16 protein-coding genes are annotated in these 19248 nt (G+C 61.1%); 6 read left to right on the top strand and 10 right to left on the bottom strand.

The genetic code is table 11. The features are described 5' to 3' along the window. Positions 1-7: 7 nt before the first annotated feature. From gyrB to mutM, 7 genes are all read right to left on the bottom strand, one after another. On the bottom strand, positions 8-2425 hold the full coding sequence (gene gyrB, locus CFI11_RS01025) for a DNA topoisomerase (ATP-hydrolyzing) subunit B (protein WP_130402199.1): 2418 nt from the start codon (positions 2423-2425) through the stop codon (positions 8-10). Positions 2426-2504: 79 nt separating this feature from the next. Continuing rightward, on the bottom strand, positions 2505-3608 hold the full coding sequence (gene recF / locus CFI11_RS01020; protein ID WP_130402198.1) for a DNA replication/repair protein RecF: 1104 nt from the start codon (positions 3606-3608) through the stop codon (positions 2505-2507). Positions 3609-3694: 86 nt separating this feature from the next. Continuing rightward, positions 3695-4813, bottom strand: coding sequence for a DNA polymerase III subunit beta (dnaN, locus tag CFI11_RS01015; protein ID WP_130402196.1), 1119 nt, complete (start codon positions 4811-4813; stop codon positions 3695-3697). A 211-nt stretch (positions 4814-5024) separates the two neighbouring features. Next, positions 5025-6386 carry a chromosomal replication initiator protein DnaA gene (gene dnaA, locus CFI11_RS01010; protein ID WP_130402194.1) on the bottom strand — a complete coding sequence of 454 codons (1362 nt, stop codon included), beginning with the start codon at positions 6384-6386 and terminating at the stop codon, positions 5025-5027. 541 nt (positions 6387-6927) lie between these two features. Then, positions 6928-7191 (bottom strand): 30S ribosomal protein S20, encoded by a 264-nt coding sequence (rpsT, locus tag CFI11_RS01005; protein WP_130402192.1) that lies wholly within the window; start codon positions 7189-7191, stop codon positions 6928-6930. Between the two features lie 103 nt (positions 7192-7294). Then, positions 7295-8071, bottom strand: coding sequence for an enoyl-CoA hydratase (locus tag CFI11_RS01000; RefSeq protein WP_130402190.1), 777 nt, complete (start codon positions 8069-8071; stop codon positions 7295-7297). 64 nt (positions 8072-8135) lie between these two features. Continuing rightward, positions 8136-8987 (bottom strand): bifunctional DNA-formamidopyrimidine glycosylase/DNA-(apurinic or apyrimidinic site) lyase, encoded by an 852-nt coding sequence (gene mutM, locus CFI11_RS00995; RefSeq protein WP_130409888.1) that lies wholly within the window; start codon positions 8985-8987, stop codon positions 8136-8138. 87 nt (positions 8988-9074) lie between these two features. On the opposite strand from mutM, the gene ubiE reads away from it, so the two are divergent. Beyond that, entirely contained in the window at positions 9075-9827 is a 753-nt protein-coding gene (gene ubiE / locus CFI11_RS00990; RefSeq protein ID WP_130402188.1) for a bifunctional demethylmenaquinone methyltransferase/2-methoxy-6-polyprenyl-1,4-benzoquinol methylase UbiE, read from the top strand. A 1-nt stretch (position 9828) separates the two neighbouring features. Further along, positions 9829-11361, top strand: coding sequence for a 2-polyprenylphenol 6-hydroxylase (ubiB, locus tag CFI11_RS00985; protein WP_130402186.1), 1533 nt, complete (start codon positions 9829-9831; stop codon positions 11359-11361). A 90-nt stretch (positions 11362-11451) separates the two neighbouring features. Here the strand turns inward: ubiB and CFI11_RS00980 are convergent, their stop codons facing one another. Further along, complete coding sequence (locus tag CFI11_RS00980) at positions 11452-12627, bottom strand: acetyl-CoA C-acyltransferase family protein (RefSeq protein ID WP_130402184.1); 1176 nt, start codon at positions 12625-12627, stop codon at positions 11452-11454. Between the two features lie 112 nt (positions 12628-12739). Between CFI11_RS00980 and CFI11_RS00975 the strand changes: the two genes are divergently transcribed. The 4 genes from CFI11_RS00975 to CFI11_RS00960 all read left to right on the top strand — a co-directional run bounded on the left by CFI11_RS00975 (position 12740) and on the right by CFI11_RS00960 (position 16568). Then, positions 12740-13306, top strand: a complete 567-nt coding sequence (locus CFI11_RS00975) for a helix-turn-helix domain-containing protein (protein ID WP_130402182.1) — start codon at positions 12740-12742, stop codon at positions 13304-13306. Positions 13307-13384: 78 nt separating this feature from the next. After that, the gene (locus tag CFI11_RS00970) at positions 13385-14569 is read left to right on the top strand and encodes a glycine C-acetyltransferase (RefSeq protein WP_130402180.1); all 1185 of its coding nucleotides are present in this window, start codon (positions 13385-13387) and stop codon (positions 14567-14569) included. Further along, the gene (gene tdh / locus CFI11_RS00965) at positions 14569-15606 is read left to right on the top strand and encodes an L-threonine 3-dehydrogenase (protein WP_130402178.1); all 1038 of its coding nucleotides are present in this window, start codon (positions 14569-14571) and stop codon (positions 15604-15606) included. The genes CFI11_RS00970 and tdh overlap by 1 nt, the downstream gene beginning before the upstream one ends. Next, complete coding sequence (locus CFI11_RS00960) at positions 15603-16568, top strand: PLP-dependent cysteine synthase family protein (protein ID WP_130402176.1); 966 nt, start codon at positions 15603-15605, stop codon at positions 16566-16568. Before tdh ends, CFI11_RS00960 begins: the two co-directional genes overlap by 4 nt. A 257-nt stretch (positions 16569-16825) precedes the next feature. Here the strand turns inward: CFI11_RS00960 and CFI11_RS00955 are convergent, their stop codons facing one another. Together CFI11_RS00955 and serA are read right to left on the bottom strand one after the other, a co-directional pair. Then, positions 16826-17554, bottom strand: a complete 729-nt coding sequence (locus CFI11_RS00955) for a metallophosphoesterase family protein (protein WP_130402174.1) — start codon at positions 17552-17554, stop codon at positions 16826-16828. Positions 17555-17644: 90 nt separating this feature from the next. Next, a complete protein-coding gene (serA, locus tag CFI11_RS00950) occupies positions 17645-19240 on the bottom strand; it encodes a phosphoglycerate dehydrogenase (RefSeq protein ID WP_130402172.1) in 1596 nt (531 codons plus the stop codon). Positions 19241-19248 lie beyond the last annotated feature (8 nt).

The raw sequence follows: 19248 nt of genomic DNA, 5'->3' as shown, positions 1-19248 counted from the left end.
ATAAGGCCTAGAAGTCCAGGTTCTCGACGCTCAACGCGTTCTGCTGAATGAATTCCCGCCTTGGTTCCACCACATCCCCCATCAGCTTTGTAAAAAGGTCATCGGCTTCGACCATATCGTCGACCTTGACCTGCAGCAGCGTGCGGGCATCCGGGTCCAGCGTGGTTTCCCACAACTGATCGGGGTTCATCTCTCCCAGCCCTTTATAGCGCTGCAGGGACAAGCCCTTTTCACCCTCTTCCAGGATCGCCTTGAGCAGCCCAAGCGGACCGTAAATCACCTGACTGCGATCCTTTCGGTTCAGCGAGGCGGTGGTGGCATAAACATCCTGCAAGCTTTGCGTGAAGCTGCCTGTCTTGCGAGCTTCGCCCGAGCGCAGCATCGGGCCGTCCAATGTGCGCACTTCTTCAACGCCGCGCAGGATACGTGCCAGCCGGATCCCCTTGTCCTGGGTAATACGCCCCTGCCAGCCCCGCTCGTATTCCAGGGCGATCAAATCCAATCGCGCGGCAACTTTGTCGGCAACGCCCTGCAGATCGGCATCTACGGCGCCCGGAACGAACGCGCCTGCAATCGCGGCTTGCTCCAGAATATGGCGCGGGTAATGCGTGGGGAACGCGTCAAGCACACGTTTGAGCTGTCGCGCTTCGTCCACCACGCGGGACAGATCCTGCCCGACAATCTCTTCCCCCGATCCCAGGCGCAAAACCGCGCCCTCGATCCCCTGAGCGATCAGGTAGTCATCAAGCGCGGCCTGGTCTTTGAGATAGACCTCCGACTTGCCCCGGCTGACCTTGTAAAGTGGCGGCTGCGCGATGTAGAGGTATCCGCCTTCGATCAGCTCCGGCATCTGCCGGTAGAAGAAGGTCAGCAGCAACGTGCGGATATGGGCGCCATCAACGTCAGCATCCGTCATGATCACGATTTTATGGTAGCGCAGCTTGGAGATGTCGAACTCGTCCCGCCCGATCCCGGTGCCAAGCGCCATCACGAGATTGCCGATCTCCTGGCTCGACAACATTCGGTCAAAGCGGGCCCGCTCCACATTCAAAATCTTGCCGCGAAGCGGCAAGACGGCCTGTGTCCGCCGGTCCCGACCCGTCTGCGCCGATCCGCCGGCGCTGTCGCCCTCCACCAGAAAAACCTCGGTTTTCGACGGATCTTTTTCCGAACAGTCTTTCAGCTTGCCCGCAAGGTAATTCACGTCCATCGCCGTCTTGCGCCGGGTCAACTCGCGGGCCTTACGCGCCGCCTCGCGGGCCAGGGCAGCCTCGATGATTTTGCCAACGATGATCTTTGCCTCGCTGGGATGCTCTTCGAACCACTCGGCCAGCTTTTCGTTGACCAGACCTTCGACCGCGGGACGCACCTCCGAACTGACAAGCTTGTCCTTGGTTTGAGAGCTGAACTTCGGGTCAGGAACCTTCACCGACAGAACGCAGGTCAGTCCCTCGCGTGCGTCGTCGCCGGTAAAATTCACCTTTTCCTTCTTCGCGATCCCAGAGGCCTGCGCGTAATTGTTAATGGTGCGGGTCAATGCACCGCGGAAACCAGCCAAATGGGTTCCACCGTCCCGCTGTGGAATGTTGTTGGTGAACGGCAGAACCGTCTCGTGATAGCTGTCATTCCACCACATGGCCACTTCGACACCGATCTCGTCCCGCTCTCCGGTGATAAAGATCGGCTCTGCCATGACCGAGGATTTCGAGCGGTCGAGATACTTCACGAACTCTTTCACCCCGCCTTCATAGAAAAGCTCCGAGCGCAGGTGCTCGACAGGGCGTTCGTCGATCAGGATGATGCGCACGCCGGAATTCAGGAAGGCCAGTTCCCGCAGACGTTTTTCGAGCGTGTCGAAGGAGTATTCGAGGTTGCTGAACGTATCGGTGGACGCCAGAAACCGCACCTCGGTCCCGGTCTTGCCCTCTGCGTCGCCGATCACTTCCAGATGCTTCACGGTCTCACCATGTTCGAACCGCGCGACATGTTCTTTTCCATCGCGCCAGATACGCAATTCCAACCAGACAGACAGCGCGTTGACGACCGACACGCCGACCCCGTGCAGACCGCCCGATACTTTGTAGGAATTGCTGTCGAACTTCCCGCCTGCATGAAGCTGCGTCATGATAACCTCGGCGGCCGAGACGCCCTCTTCCTCGTGGATCCCGACGGGAATTCCACGCCCGTTATCACTCACCGAAACGCTGGAATCGGCGTGGATCCTTACGGTCACCGCATCGGCATGGCCGGCCAGGGCTTCATCGATGCCGTTGTCGACAACCTCATAGACCATATGGTGCAGACCGCTGCCGTCGTCCGTGTCGCCGATATACATGCCGGGACGTTTCCGAACAGCCTCCAAGCCCTTGAGAACCTTAATGGAATCGGCGCCGTATTCTTCGGGTGCCTGCGCGTCTTCGGACATCCGAAAACTCCTTCTTATTTTCGGGATTTTATACGATTTCTTGGGGGGAATGTCACGCACCTGCCCCAGATTTTGTGGCTCAATCCTGCGCCGTGACGGATGACGTCCCCGCCTCCTCCGTCACCTCCAGATACTGGGCACGCGCGCCCAGTTCCGCGAAAAGCTCCGGCCCGGTTCCCGTCATCCAGGCCTGTGCGCCAAGCATGCAGATCTCGTCATAAAGCGCCGACCTGCGGGATTGGTCGAGATGTGCTGCCACCTCGTCAAGCAGCAGGATCGGGGCGGCCCCGTCGCCTGCCAATGCTCGGGCGTTGGCCAGGATCAAAGAGACCAGGAGCGCCTTTTGCTCTCCGGTAGAGCAGTCCTTGGCAGGCACCCCCTTGGCCGCAAAGGTTCCATGAAGGTCGGCCCGATGAGGGCCGACCAGGGTGCGCCCGGCAGCCAGATCACGAAACCGGCTTTCGGCCAGCGCATCGCGCAGGTCATCGGCCGTTTCCGGCATCGCGCCTTCCGTCTGCACAAGATCCAGTTCCGCGGTGGGAAAAGCCGTCTCGACCTGGGCCTGTGCACTCCGCAAGTGGTCAAGCGTGTTCTGGCGCCCGACATGCACACGGTGTCCGGCCTCCGCCATCTGCGCTTCTAGAGCGGCATACCAATGGGCATCGCGCATCTGGTTCTTCAGCAGTCGGTTGCGCTCCCGCATGGCCTTTTCATACGTCAACGAAGCCTCTGCGTGATTTGGATCGAAGCTCAGGGCCATGCGATCCAGAAATCGCCGCCGTCCTTCCGCGCCCTCGATCCAGAGCCGGTCCATCGAGGGAATCAGCCACAACACCCGCGTGACGGACCCCAGCGCCAACTGGCTCGCCGACTTGCCATCGATCCGCACCGACCGGGCCGCGCCCCGTTCTGACCAGGTCTCGATCTCTCGTGGCTGAGACGGGGTTTCTACGATGCCGGTCAGCTTCCAGCCCAGCGCTTCGGGCCGGCGGGTCATCTCTTCGGCGCTCGATCGTCGAAAGCCGCGGCCCGGAGAGAACAGCGACACGGCCTCCAGAATATTGGTCTTGCCCGCACCATTGGGGCCGTAGATCCCGATCGGACGACCGTCGGCTTCAATCCGGGCCTGTTTGTGCGACCGGAAGTGCGAAAGCGTCAGGGTCGCAAGGAAGAGCTCAGACATCTTCGGGGGCCGTTTTCTGCGACAGAAAACGTGTCAGAAAATGTTTCATTTTCCGATCCGGAATTTGTGACAAATTCCGGCGCGCGTCACACACGCATTGGCATGACGACATAGACCGCGCTCTGATCTGTCCCTTCGCGCATCAGCGTGGGATCGCCGGCGGAGTTGAACATGAAGACCGCGTTTTCACGGTCCACCTGACTGGCGATCTCCAAAAGATACTTCGCGTTGAACCCGATCTCCAGCCGCTCATCACCGTAAGCCACGGCAAGCTCTTCCTCTGCCGCGCCGCTGTCTGGCGCGTTCACCGACAGGATCAGCCGATCTTCGTCAAGTTGCAGCTTCACCGCGCGGGACCGTTCGGAACTGACCGTCGCGACACGGTCTACCGCCTGGGCGAACTCCGAGGCATCGACTTCGAGCTTGCGGGTGTTGTTGTGCGGAATGACACGGGTGTAATCCGGAAACGTGCCGTCAATCACCTTTGAGGTCAGCGTGATATCCGGGGTCGCAAACCTGACCTTGGTCTCGCTGACGGAAACGGCAATTTGCATATCGTCGTCATCCAGCAGCTTGCGAAGCTCCCCGACGGTCTTGCGTGGTACGATCACGCCCGGCATTTCAACCGCTCCCTCCGGCAGGTCCGCGTCAATCCGGGCCAGGCGGTGGCCGTCCGTGGCCACGCAACGCAAGCTCTTGCCGTCTTCGGCATCCGCCACATGCATGTAAACGCCGTTGAGATAGTACCGCGTTTCTTCCGTCGAAATGGCGAACTTGGACTTGTCGAACAGGCGCCTGAGCACGGGCGCGGGCGCGCTGAAATTTGAATGATATTCCGACGACGCCATGACCGGAAAGTCTTCCTTGGGGAGCGTCGCAAGCGAGAAGTTGGATCGCCCCGCATCCACGGTGAGCCGCCCCGCCGCGCTATCGGCGGTCAGGGTCACGAGGGCCCCGTCCGGCAATTTGCGCACGATCTCATGCAGTGTCGTGGCGGCCACAGTGGTCGCGCCTGCCCGTTCCACCTGAGCCGGCGCTTTGTCCACGACTTCGATATCGAGGTCGGTGGCCCGGAACTGCACCATCTCTCCTTCCGCTTCGATGAGGACGTTGGCCAGAATGGGGATGGTGTTGCGCCGTTCCACGACAGATTGCGCCTGTGCCACGGCCTTGAGCAGCGTGCCGCGTTCAATGCTGATCTTCATGTGCCATCCCCTGTGATGCGCCGGGACTGGCAAAGTACCGCTTTGCCGTCACCGCTCAAGCATTTTTTGACCGAGTGTTATGGGTTTGTGAGGCGCTTTGAAGACAGCGTCAAGCCATGCTGGCCCTTCGCGACGGCGCTGGTGCATTCCAGCCATGTGGAACGAAAAAGGCGCGGGTGGGCCCCGCGCCCTTTCTTAAGTTGTCCGCGGATCACGCTTCCAGAGCGCGGCGGAGCATTTCAACATCTTCGGCAATCTGCCCATCGGTCAGCTTGAGTTCTTCGATCCTCTTGACCCCGTGCATAACCGTTGTGTGGTCACGTCCGCCAAAGCGCCGGCCGATCTCTGGCAGGGACCGGCTTGTCAATTGCTTGCAGAGATACATCGCCACCTGACGCGGACGCGCGAAGGTGCGCAGCCGCTTGGGGCCGATGATATCGCTCATCCGGATGTTGTAGTAATCCGAGACCTGGCGCTGGATTTCCTCGACGGTGATTTTCCGTTCGGACATCCGCAGCACGTCCGCCAGACAGTCCTGCGTCAGTTCCATGTCGATCTCGCGCCCGACAAGGGACGCAAAGGCAAAGAGCCGTGTCAGCGCCCCTTCCAGAACGCGCACGTTGGTAGAGATCCGCTGAGCGAGGAACTCCAGAACACCGTCTGCCAGATGCAGGCCGGGATATGTCGCGCGGTATTGCTCGACCTTGGTCTGCAGGATGCCCAGACGCAATTCGTAATCGGTCGGGTGCAAATCCACGATCAGGCCGCATTGCAGCCGCGACTGGACCCGATCCTCAAGGTCCTTGATCTCATTGGGTGCGCGGTCCGCCGAGATGATGATCTGCTTGTGTTGATCGACCAGCGCATTGAAGGTGTGGAAGAATTCTTCCTGCGTGCTGTCCTTGCCCGCGATGAACTGGACGTCATCCACCATCAGCACATCGACTGAGCGGAAAAGATGTTTGAAATCCATCATCTTGCGCTCGCGCAACGCCTGAACGAAGCGGTACATGAACTGCTCGGCCGAAAGATAAAGGACATTCAACTCGGGCTGCCGCGCACGTAACTCCCAGGCGATCGCGTGCATCAGGTGGGTCTTGCCCAGTCCGACACCGCCATAAAGAAAGAGCGGATTGAACGTGACCGGCCCCCCTTCGCTCACCCGCCTTGCTGCGGCATGGGCGAGCTCGTTCGGCTTGCCTACGACGAAGGTGTCAAAGGTGAACCTGGCGTCGAGCGGTGCGGCTTGCAACTCTCCGACCGCGTCGATCTGTTTGCTCTGCACTGGTTTTGGCGTCGGGTTCGCGGGTGGCGTCGGCCTTTCCACGGAATTGGCCGAGACCTTGAATGTCAGCCGCTGTACGGCTTCGCCCGCATTGTTCAACTCATAAAGGATCAGATCTGCAAAATTCTGACTGACATAATTTCCGAAGAAATTCGTCGGCACCTTGAAAACCGCGACCCCGTCCCGCAGGACCGAGAATTCCAGAGGTTCAATCCATGTTGTGTAGTTGTTTTGACCGACTGTCTTGAGCAGTCGTTGCCGCAACTGCCCCCATTTTTCTTGTGTCATCCGTGCCTCACACGTCCCATTTTTGTTGAGATCTCGCGATCCCGGTGCCCAGATCCGGTTCCCCAACCGGCACGATTTAAACACAAGGGACCTGGCGCTTCCCCACAGAAAGCGACAACCCCGAAGGGCCACACAGCAAGGCAAAACCAATGTTTCTCCGGAACAAAGGTTCCAAAGTCGATGGCCGCACAACAGCTGCGCAGTTATGTTTGACAGGGCCGACGACCGGCAGACCACCAGCCTCGGCATAAGCCGACGTTTCGTCGTGATGTCACGACGCGCCCACAAACGTTCCTCTCAGAGATCGCTCGATCATGTTCCGAGTGAAACGGCCTGTCCCCCCAAGCGAATGAATCGCAGGACTATAGGTAGCAAGTTCGCGCGCGACGCGGCAATCAAACTCTAAACTTGACTCGGGATTTTGGGCAGAGAATCTCTGACCCGGCGAACGGCGTTTGACCAAAGAAAAAGCGCCGCCCGAGGCAGCGCTTTGAATTCACGTATAAATCTGATCTCCGGTCAGCCAATGACCGATGTGTCATCAGCCAAGCGCTTTTACGCGCGCAGACAGACGCGACATTTTCCGGGAGGCGGTGTTCTTGTGGAAGACGCCTTTGGTGACGCCACGCATCAGCTCTGGCTGAGCGGCGCGCAGGGCGGTTTCCGCGGCCGACTTGTCTCCGGACGCGATAGCCTCTTCGACCTTGCGCAGGTAGGTGCGGATGCGCGAGCGGCGCGCTTTGTTCACTGCGAAGCGTTTTTCGTTCTGACGGGCCCGCTTCTTGGCCTGAGGCGAATTTGCCATGATTATCTCGTCCCAATATGTGATCGGTGCGGTAGTTTTATGTGCCCTAAAGCACGTGAAGCCGCGCTGATACGCGCGGCCCCACCCCGAGTCAACAGCCGCTTTACTTGTCGCGGAACTGAGCGGTGCGTTTTTCCATAAAGGCGGCCATGCCTTCCTTCTGATCCTCGGTCGCGAACATCCCGTGAAAGACACGCCGCTCAAAGAGCACGCCTTCGGTCAGCGTCGTCTCGTAAGAGCGGTTGACGCTTTCCTTGATCGCAAGCGTCGCGATCATCGACTTCTCGGCAATTTTCTGGGCCGCGCCCATCGCCTCTTCCATCAGCTTCTTGGCCGGCACCACACGGCTGACCAGCCCCGCACGCTCCGCCTCGTCCGCCGGCATGAAGCGACCGGTCAGGTTCATGTCCATCGACTTCGACTTGCCCACATAGCGGGTCAGTCTTTGGGTACCGCCCATGCCCGGGATGACGCCCAGATTGACCTCGGGCTGACCGAACTTGGCCGTGTCGGCGGCGATGATGAAATCGCAGGCCATCGCCAGCTCACACCCGCCGCCCAGCGCATAGCCCGCCACGGCGGCGATGATCGGCTTGCGGATGCCCATGATGCGGTCGCTCGCATCGGCAAAAAGGTTGGTGGTGAAGACGTCCACATAGGACATCTCCGACATTTCCTTGATGTCGGCACCAGCGGCAAAGGCTTTTTCCGAACCGGTGATGACGATGCAGCGCACCTTGTCGTTGCCATCGGCCTCCTCCAACGCGGTGCAGAGCTCACCCAGCAAATGCTGGTTGAGCGCGTTCAGGGCATCGGGGCGGTTCAGTTTGATCAGGGCAACGTGGTCTTCAACTTCGACGATAATCGTCTCAAAGGCCATGGAGAGTGCTTTCGGTTGTTCCGTTCAAATCCGATTCCCTAACACGCTGGGGCAGCGGTTCAAGTTATCTTTGGCATTGCACGCAGTAGAACGACGACCGTCCCGACTGCACGATTCGCCCCACATGACCCGAACACTCGGGCGTGCGGCACGGTTCCCCCTCGCGTCCGTAGACATCGAAACTGTGCTGAAAATAGCCCAATTCCCCGTCCGCCTGCCGGTAGTCGCGCAGGCTCGACCCGCCCGCCTCGATCGCATCCGCCAGCACCTGTCGGATGATCGGTACCAGTGCCGCCACCCGCGCCGCCCCGATGCGCCCGGCCTTGCGGCGGGGAGAGATGCGCGCGCGGTAAAGCGCCTCGCAGACATAGATATTGCCCAGGCCCGCCACGATGCGCTGATCCAGAAGCGCCGCCTTGACCGGCGTGTTTTTGCCCCGAAAGGCATCAATCAGGTGCTGTTCGTGAAAGTCGTTGCCCAAGGGCTCCGGCCCCAGAACTGCGAGCAGCTTATGCACCTCGGCACCTTCGGTCGGCATCAGGTCCATTGCTCCGAACCGCCTGGCGTCGTTAAAGGTGATCCGCGCGCCGCTTTTCATATGCAGCACCACATGATCGTGCTTTTCCGGCATCGGATGCGTATGCACGAACTGCCCCAGCGGATCGCCCGACGCCGTCATGCGACCCGTCATGCCCAGATGGATAAGCAGCGTCTCACCTCCGCTGAGATCGGCAAGGATATATTTCGACCGCCGTCTCAGCCGCAGCACCTGCTGGCCGGTCAGACGCTCTGCCATCCGCTCCGGGAAAGGCCAGCGCAGGTCGGGCCGGTTCACGTCGGCCCGTGCGATCACATCGCCCTCCATCACCGGGGCCAGCCCGCGACGGACCGTCTCAACCTCTGGCAATTCGGGCATGGCGTCCTTTCTCATCCAAAGGGGCGCATTGTGCCTCCCCCGCAGCGCTCTATAACAAGGGCGAAATCAGACAGACGGCAAGGCCTCATGACCGACAGCGACGACAAAACCACCCATTTCGGGTTCGAAACCGTACCCGAGGGCGAAAAGGCCGGACGGGTGCAGGGGGTCTTCAACTCCGTCGCGAACAGATACGACGTCATGAACGACGTGATGAGCGTCGGCATCCACCGCCTCTGGAAAGACGCGATGATGGATTGGCTTGCCCCCCGTGCGGGCCAGCGACTTCTCGATGTGGCGGGCGGAACCGGCGATATCTCCTTTCGCTTTCTCAAACGGGCCGGCCATGGTCACGCCACCGTGCTCGACCTGACCGAGCCGATGCTGATCGAAGGGCGCAAGCGCGCCGAAGCGGCAAAGATGGCTGACAGCCTCGACTGGGTGGCCGGCGATGCGATGGCGCTGCCATTCGAGAACAATAGCTTCGATGTCTACACGATCAGCTTCGGCATCCGGAACGTCACCCGCCCCCTCGACGCGCTGAAGGAGGCGTATCGCGTGCTGCGCCCCGGCGGCCGGCTGATGGTGCTTGAATTCAGCCAGTTGCCCAATCCGGGCATGCAGACGCTTTACGATCTCTACAGCTTCAACGTGATCCCCCGCATGGGCCAGATGATCGCCGGAGACCGCGACAGCTATCAGTATCTGGTCGAGTCGATCCGGCAGTTTCCCGATCAGGACACCTTCCTTGCGATGATCCGCGAGGCCGGCTTCGGCAACGCGAAGTACCGCAACCTGTCGATGGGCATCGCCGCTTTGCATTCCGGCTGGAAGCTCTGACATGCGCGGCCCTCACAACATCTGGCGTCTGATCCAGACAGGCGCCACGTTGGAGCGTACGGGCGCGATGAATGTCGTCCTCGACGCGTTCGAGGCGCCCGCGCTTCTGCGGTTCGTTGCGCATGCCCTCGGCAAGCCGTTCATGTGGCTGGGCTACAAGGGCGATCCATCCATGCCGCCCGCCACCCGTGCCCTGACCGTGCTGGGTCCCGCCTACATCAAGTTCGGGCAGATCCTCTCCACGCGCCCTGACGTGGTTGGCGACAAGCTGGCGGTGGAGCTGCGCGTGCTGCAGGACAAGCTGCCGCCCTTCTCCAAGGACGTGGCAAAGGCCGAGGTCGAGAAAGAGCTTGGCCGGCCCGTCGACCAGATGTTTGATGAATTCAGCGAGCCCATTGCGGCAGCCTCCATCGCGCAGGTGCACAAGGCCCGGATCGCCGATACCGGAGAGCAAGTGGCCGTTAAGGTCCTTCGCCCCGACATCGAACGGGCCTTCCGCAAGGACGTCGATGCCTTCTATCTCGCCGCCTCGATTATCGACCTCTTTGCGCCCGCCGCACGTCGGCTGCGTCCCCTGGATGTGATCGAGCATTTCGACGGCGTCGTGCAGGGAGAGCTTGATCTGCGCCTCGAAAGCTCCGCTGCCAGCGAATTCGCCGACAATACAAGCCAGGATAAGGGCTTCACCCTGCCCCGTATCATCTGGCCCTATTCTGCGCGCCGGGTCATGACGCTCGGCTGGGCCGATGGCCTGCCTCTGGGGGATAATGTCGCGCTTGACGCTGCCGGGCATGACCGACGCGTTTTGGGAGAGCGGGTGTTGACCCTCTTTCTTCTGCACGCCCTGCGGGACGGCTATTTCCACGCCGACATGCATCAGGGCAACCTCAAGGTCGCCGCCAATGGCGATATCATCGCCTATGATTTCGGGATCATGGGCCATATCGACGAATACACACGTCGCGTCTATGCCGAGATCCTTTTTGGGTTCATCCGGCGGGATTACAAGCGCGTCGCCGAGGTGCATTTCGAGGCAGGCTACGTTCCCGCCGACCGCGACGTCGATGAATTTGCCCGCGCCCTGCGCGCGGTGGGAGAGCCGATCTTCGGCATGGATGCCACCCGCATCTCCATGGGCAAGCTGCTGGCCTATCTTTTTGAAGTGACCGAACGCTTCGGCATGGAAACCCGCACCGAACTGATCCTCCTACAACGCACCATGGTCGTCGTCGAAGGCGTCGCCCGCTCGCTCAACCCCCAGATCAATATCTGGGAAGTCGCGAAACCCGTGGTCGAGGACTACATCAAGCAGTCCATCGGCCCCCGCGCGGTCATCAAGGATCTGACCCAGACCGCGCGCGTGATGAGCCGCTTCGGCCCCCGCCTGCCCGGCCTCGTCGAACAAGTGCTCATCGCCCAAAGCAATGGAAGCGCGCCTGCCCGCCGCCCCTTCTGGCGCTGGATCACGCTCGCCGTCCTCACAGGCTCAGTCGCTACCATACTCCTGATCGCCGGGATCGACACCCTCTCCTAAGCGCTCGGTCCATCCCTTCTTTGGGTCAAAAATATCCTCGGGGGGAGGCCGCAGGCCGGGGGGCAGACAGCCCCCCTCCCCGCTCTCAACTCAGAGCCGCTCCAGGGCCAGCGCGATCCCCTGCCCGCCACCGATGCACATCGTCACCAGCGCCTTCGACCCTCCGGTCCGCTCCAACTCATAAAGCGCCTTCAGCGTGATGATCGCTCCGGTCGCACCCACGGGGTGACCCAGCGCAATCGCGCCGCCGTTGGGGTTTACCCGCTCCGGATCCAGCCCCAGTTCTTTCGTCACCGCCAGCGCCTGCGACGCGAAGGCTTCGTTGCTTTCGATCACATCGAAATCCGACGCCACGAGCCCCGTCTTCTCCATCAGCTTGCGCACCGCGGGGATGGGACCCACGCCCATCACCTCGGGCCTGACGCCCGCATGGGCATAGCCAAGCACCCGCGCCTTGGCTGTCAGCCCGGCCTTCTGCGCAGCCTCCGCCCGGGCCAGCACGATCGCCGCCGCCCCATCGTTGATGCCGGATGCGTTGCCCGCCGTGACCGTTCCGTCCTTCTGAAAGACGGGGCGCAGCCCCGCCAGCGCCTCGGCGGAGGTCGCCTTTGGGTGCTCATCCACCTTGAACGCCACCTTCTCGCGCTTCACCATCACGTCTACCGGTGCGATCTGGCTTTCGAAATGGCCCGCCTCAATGGCTGTCGCCGCGCGGGTCTGGCTGGTCATGGCAAAGGCGTCCTGATCGGCGCGCGTGATCTGGTGCTCGGCCGCGACGTTTTCCGCCGTCACACCCATATGCCCCGTCCCGAACGGGCAGTTCAGCGCACCCAGCATCATATCCAGAGTCTTCACATCGCCCATCTTAGCCCCCCAACGCTGTTGCGGAATGATGAACGGGCTGCGCGACATGCTCTCCGCCCCGCCGGCGACCGCGAAATCCGCGTCCCCCAGCATGAGTGCCTGCGTCGCGGACACCACCGCCTGCGCGCCGGAGCCGCAGAGCCGGTTCACGTTCATCGCTGGCGTGCTTTCCGGGATCCCCGCCTGCATCGCCGCGACCCGGCTGAGATACATGTCGCGGGGTTCGGTGTTGATGACATGACCAAAGACCACGTGCCCGACCTGCCCGCCCTCGACGCCCGACCGCTCCAGCGCGGCCTCCGTCGCGACCGTTGCCAGATCGATGGGGGCCGTGCTTGCCAAGGCTCCACCGAAGGTGCCGATGGCCGTGCGTGCCCCGTCCAGAATGACGATATCCGTCATGAAATCCCTCCTCGCTGATTTGGCCGCCACTATGAAAGTGGGCATCCGCGCCTGCCAGTGCAAACGTGGCGGCACGTTGACAAGTGGGCCGCGTTCGGTTCATTAATCCGCTATGACGGACGATGCCGACGATATCCTGAACCGACTGCCCGCGCGCCTGAAAGAAGCGCGTGCCGCGCAAGGCCTGTCTCTTGACGCTGTGGCCAAGCTCTCCGGCGTATCTCGGTCGATGGTCAGCCAGATCGAACGGGGCGAAAGCAGCCCGACCATCGCCACGCTCTGGAACCTGACCCGCGCGTTGCAGGTGGATTTCGCCGGCCTTCTGGACGAGGACGCGCCCGACACCCGTATCGACGTTCTGCGCAACGATGCGGTGCCGACCATCGACAATATGGGCGAAGGGTGCCGCATCCGCATTCTCTCACCCCCGGAAGATGCCGGTTCATACGAGGTCTATGAGCTGCGTTTCGCCCCCGGCGGTCGGCTAGACAGCCAGCCCCACCGCCGCGGTGCGCACGAATCTTTGACCGTTATCGAAGGACAGGTCGTCGTTACCTCGGGCGATGCGCAGGACCGTTTGGGCGCGGGGGACACTGCCCGCTATGCCGCCGACCAGACCCACAGCATTGCTTCCGCCGACGGGTCGGCAAGGGCTATCCTGATGGTCCGCGACGCGTAACCTCCGGGATTACGGACGCAATTCCGATATTGTGGATCCCTTTCCGTTATGGCAGACTTCATCTGAAAGGAGCCTGCCATGACCGATGCCTTCCTCTCCCACCTCACCGACACGCTCACCCAGATCGACGCCGAAGGGCTGATGAAACGCGAACGGCTCATCACCTCACCTCAAGCGGGGTCCGTGACAGTGGACGGGCGTGAGGTCATCAACCTCTGCGCCAACAACTACCTGGGCCTTGCCGATCACCCCGACCTTATCGCAGCGGCACAGGATACAATGCAGGATCACGGCTTGGGCATGGCAAGCGTGCGCTTCATCTGCGGCACGCAGGACCTGCACCGCGCGCTGGAACAGGAGCTGGCCGCTTTTCTGTGTCAGGACGACGCGATCCTCTATGCCGCCTGCTTTGATGCCAATGGCGGGCTGTTCGAACCGTTGCTGGGACCAGAGGACGCCATTATCTCCGACGCGCTGAACCACGCTTCGATCATCGACGGCATCCGCCTCTGCAAGGCCAAGCGCTATCGCTATGCCAATTCGGATATGGAGAGCCTCGAAAAGCAGCTGCGCGATGCCCGCGCCGACGGCGCGCGGCACATCATGATCGCGACCGATGGCGTCTTCAGCATGGACGGCTATCTTGCCAGACTGCCCGCGATCCGTGCGCTGGCCGATCAATACGGCGCGCTTTTGATGGTCGACGACTGCCATGCGACGGGCTTCATGGGTCCCAAGGGCGCCGGTACGCCCGCACATTTCGGGGTGCGGGCGGATATCCTGACCGGCACGCTGGGCAAGGCCCTGGGCGGCAGTATCGGTGGATACACGGCCGGTCCACAGCCCGTCATCGACCTTTTGCGCCAGCGCTCTCGCCCCTATCTCTTTTCCAACTCGCTTCCGCCCGCCATCGTGGGCGCCGGGCGGGCCGCCCTCAAACTGGTGGCAGAGGGAGATGCGTTGCGTGCACAGCTTTTCGAGAACGCCACCTATTGGCGCGCCGGGCTGGAGCGGCTGGGCTTTGATCTTCTGCCAGGGGAGCATCCCATCATACCCGTGATGCTGGGCGAGGCCCCGCTGGCACAGGAGATGGCTGCCCGCCTCGATGCCGAGGGCGTCTATGTATCGGGCTTTTTCTTTCCGGTCGTGCCCCGCGGGCAGGCGCGCATCCGGACGCAGATGAACGCGGCCCTGACGCGCGACCAACTGGACCGCGCGCTGGCCGCGTTCGAAACCGCAGGCAAGGCCGTTGGGGTGATCTGATGACGAACGAGATGAAAGCGCTGGTCAAAGCCCATCCGCGCGAGGGATTGTGGCTGCAAACCGCCCCTGTGCCGGAGATCGGTCCGGACGATGTGCTGATCCGCATCAACAAAACGGGCATTTGCGGAACGGATGTGCATATCTGGAACTGGGACGACTGGGCGCAGAAAACCGTGCCGGTGCCGCTGATCACCGGCCATGAATTCGCCGGTGAAATTGTTGAGATCGGGCGCGATGTCGAAGGTCTGCGTATCGGACAAAGGGTGAGCGGAGAGGGTCACCTGATCGGCAAACACTCCCGGCAGAGCCGCGCGGGCAAGTTTCATCTGGATCCCGAAACGCGTGGCATCGGCGTGAACGAACAGGGGGCCTTTGCCGAATACCTGCGCCTTCCAGCCTTCAACGTTGTCCCCCTTCCCGATGAGATCAGCGACGATATCGGCGCCATCCTCGATCCCTTGGGCAACGCCGTACATACCGCGCTGAGTTTCGATCTGGTGGGCGAGGACGTCTTGATCACCGGCGCCGGCCCGATCGGCATTATGGCCGCTGCCGTTGCCCGGCATGTCGGCGCCCGACATGTCGTTATAACCGACGTGAACCCGACGCGGTTGGCCCTTGCCGAGACGGTGGCGGATGTCACCGCCGTGAATGTGGCTGACGAGGATCTGAAAGACGTGACAACCCGTCTGAAAATGACCGAAGGCTTTGACGTGGGCCTTGAGATGTCGGGTAATCAGGTCGCACTTGACCAGATGGTCGAAGCGCTTGTGATGGGTGGGCGCGTGGCGCTTTTGGGCATCCCGCCGGGCAAAAGCCCCGTGGACTGGAGCCGGATCGTCTTCAAGGCCATCACGATCAAGGGTGTTTACGGTCGGGAAATATTCGAAACCTGGTACAAGATGATCGCCATGCTTCAGAACGGGTTGGATGTCTCGAAAGTGATCACACATCGCTTTGACGTCGAGGCGTTTGAGGCAGGCTTTGCCGCGATGAAGTCGGGGCAAAGCGGCAAGGTTGTGTTGGATTGGCGATGACAGCGGCAGCTTCCATCGTTGATGTGATCGGCGGCACACCGTCCGTCTGGCTTGACCGGTTGGTGGCCGAAGAAGGCGTCGAGGGACGGATCCTGGCCAAGCTCGACTATCTCAATCCCGGCCTGTCCAAGAAAGACCGTGCCGCGCGCGGCATCCTTGATGCGGCCGCTGCGGACGGCAGCCTGATGCCAGGTCAGACCGTGGTTGAACTGACCAGCGGCAACATGGGCACCGGTCTTGCCATCGTCTGTGCCGTGCGCGGCCATCCCTTTGTCGCGGTGATGTCACGCGGCAACTCTCCGGAACGCGCGCGGATGATGGCCGCTTTCGGGGCGGAAGTCGTGCTTGTCGACCAGGCAACCGGGAGCAAGGTGGGTGAGGTCAGCGGCGCGGATCTTGCGCTTGTCGAAGAGGCAGCGCAGCACCTTACGGCAGAGCGAAAGGCTTTCCGTGCCGATCAGTTTCGTCATGAAGGCAACGCCACCTCCCATTTCGATGGCACCGGACCGGAACTCTGGGCGGATAGTGGGGGCGCGCTTACGGCGTTTGTCGATTTCGCGGGATCAGGCGGAACCTATGCGGGGACGATCAAGGCGCTGAAGGCGGTCAAACCCGATCTGCGCGGCTATATCGTTGAACCCGCCGGAGCCGAGGCGCTGGCAGGCGGCCCGATTACGCACCCCGATCATCCGATCCAGGGTGGCGGCTATGCAATGGCGGACCTAAGCTTCCTGGCGCATGCGCCGGTCGATGGATATCGCGCCGTGACAGGAGACGCCGCGCGACGAACCGCGCAGCGCCTCGCGCGCGTGGAGGGGATCTTTGCAGGCTTTTCAGCGGGTGCGAATGCAGCTGCAGCGCTGGATCTGCTCAAAGGCCCGGAACGCGGCGGCTGCATAGCCATTGTGATGTGCGACAGCGGTCTGAAATATCTCTCGACCGATCTTTGGCCCACGCCCTGATGCGCAGCGGCGACCAAAAGCGGTACGCGCGGATGGCGATGAAGCGATAAATGCCCGGGGCCCGCCCGGCCCGCATCTGCGGTTACGGACAAGGCCACCGGGCGGTGGCAGGCGACGTGTCTTTACTCTTGATCAATGAATGCGAATGCATCTTGAGTACCCCTTCACATGTGGCCCCCAACCACATCATCCATCGTGAACAGAAAGCCTTACCAAGAGGTTGATCTCTTCTTGGAACATCATTCGCATTTGAGATTTCAGGGACGCAGCGCTTCGCGTCCATTGCAATTCAACAGCCAAGCATCGCCATCCTCGAAAACTGCGGGATAGAGCATGCGTCCGTAACCGGCACCGCCATCCAGATCGATGCGATTTCCAAAATGCTGCGGGTAGTCGAGCGCGGTATGGCCGTGGACCACGAGCCAGGGATGGGGTGCACTTTCCATCAGAAAAGGATCACGGATCCAGATCAGATCATCCTCGATCTGATCGGCGAGCGGCACGCCCGGCAGAATGCCGGCATGCACGAAGAGAAAGTTGTTTGTCTCCAGATATAGAGGGCGTTCCTCCAGAAAGGCGATATGGGCTTCGGGCACCGCACGGCGCACCTCCTCCAGCAGCGGCTCTACCGGGTCGTCTTCCGCAGCACTGACACCGTAGGATGCCAATGTATCGACACCGCCCAACCGCGGATGCAGCCATTCGAGACCGGATTTGATCCGCGCATCCCCCAGAATACCAGAGCGATAGAAACGGCAGAACATGCGATCGTGATTGCCGCGCAGAACATGCCAGTTACGGCCCGCCTGGATGCCGCTTGCAAGACAGTCGATGACGGCACGGCTGTCCGGTCCGCGATCTACGTAATCGCCCAGAAAAACGATCTCCGCATCCGCGCCCCCGTCAGCGGCGATCCACTCCAACGCTTGATCCAGAGCCTGCTTCTGGCCGTGAACGTCACCGATGGCGTAGATGGGATCGGTCATGGAAAGCCTCCGTTTCGGTGCATCCTGACAGCTAACGAAACACCGCCGCCCGACAAGGGGCAGCGGTTGCGTTCTTTAAAGATGTGGGGCTCAGGCCACTTCGAAAGCCAGGGGTTTGACCTGCTGGAAGAGACCTGTTGCTTCGAGCTGCTCCAAGACGGGCGCGGGGACCTGTGCATCGACGTATAGGAGGGCGATGGCTTCGCCCCCCGCCTCTGACCGGCCGAGGGTAAAGTTGGCGATATTGACCCCGTTCTCACCCATCGTCTGACCCAGGGTGCCGATGATGCCCGGTACATCCTCGTTGGTGGTATAGAGCATGTTGGCCCCGATCTCGGCATCGATATTGATCCCTTTGATCTGAATGAACCTTGGTTTGCCGTCGCTGAAGACAGTGCCGCCAATAGACCGCTCACGTTTTTCGGTCACCACGGTGACTTTGATGTATCCTTCGAATGCACCCGATTTTGCCTGATTGGTCGTCGAGATCTTGACCCCGCGTTCTGCCGCGATCACAGGGGCCGACACCATGTTCACATCGGGGTTTACCCGTTTCATGATACCCGCGATGACCGCACAATTCAGTGCCTCAAGGTTCATCTCGGCCACGGAACCGTCATAGAGGATATTGATCGCTTCAATCGGTTCGTCCGTCATCTGGCCGATGAAGGAGCCGAGATGCCCTGAGAGCTTGACCCACGGGCCCATCACCTTGGCTTCTTCGGCGGTGACAGACGGCATGTTGAGCGCGTTTTCAACAGCGCCGGTCAGCAGGTAGTTCGACATCTGCTCGGCCACCTGAAGGGCGACGTTTTCCTGTGCTTCGGTGGTCGCAGCGCCTAGATGAGGTGTGCACACAACATTGGGAAGGTTGAAGAGCGGGTTGTTCTCGGCCGGTTCGACACTGAAGACGTCAAAGGCGGCACCTGCAACATGCCCGGACTTCAAAAGATCGGCCAGCGCCTCTTCATCGACAAGCCCGCCGCGGGCGCAGTTGACGATGCGCACATCTTTCTTGGTCTTTTCCAGGTTTTCCCGGCTCAGAACGTTCTTGGTCTGATCGGTGAGCGGCACGTGGAGGGTAATGAAGTCGGCACGGGTGAGCAGATCGTCCAGCTCCACCTTTTCCACCTGCATGGCATTTGCCTTCTCCTCGCCGAGATAGGGATCGTAGGCCAGAACCTTCATTTTCAGCGCACGGGCCCGGTCACAGACGATCCCGCCGATATTGCCGGCGCCAATCACGCCAAGGGTCTTCCCGGTGAGTTCAACACCCATGAAACGGGATTTCTCCCATTTGCCGGCATGTGTGGAGGCACTGGCCTCGGGGATCTGGCGTGCAACGGCGAACATCATGGCAATGGCGTGTTCGGCGGTGGTGATCATGTTGCCAAAGGGCGTGTTCATGACGATCACACCCTTTTTGGAGGCCGCATCCTTGTCGATGTTGTCGGTTCCGATGCCAGCCCGACCAATGACCTTGAGGTTCTGCGCCTCGCGCAGGATGGTTTCGGTCACTTTGGTGGCCGAGCGTATGGCGAGGCCATCGTATTGCCCGATCACAGAGGCCAGTTTCTCCTTGTCCTTGCCGAGATCGGGTTCGAAGTCGACGTCTATGCCCCGATCCCGAAAGATCTGAACGGCAGTAGGGGAAAGCTTGTCGGAAACGAGTACTTTGGGAGCCATATCTCTGG

The sequence above is a fragment of the Thalassococcus sp. S3 genome (assembly GCF_004216475.1).
Taxonomy (GTDB): Bacteria; Pseudomonadota; Alphaproteobacteria; order Rhodobacterales; family Rhodobacteraceae.
Note: the sequence above shows the minus strand (reverse complement) of the source record. Positions and strands in the feature narration are given on the sequence as shown.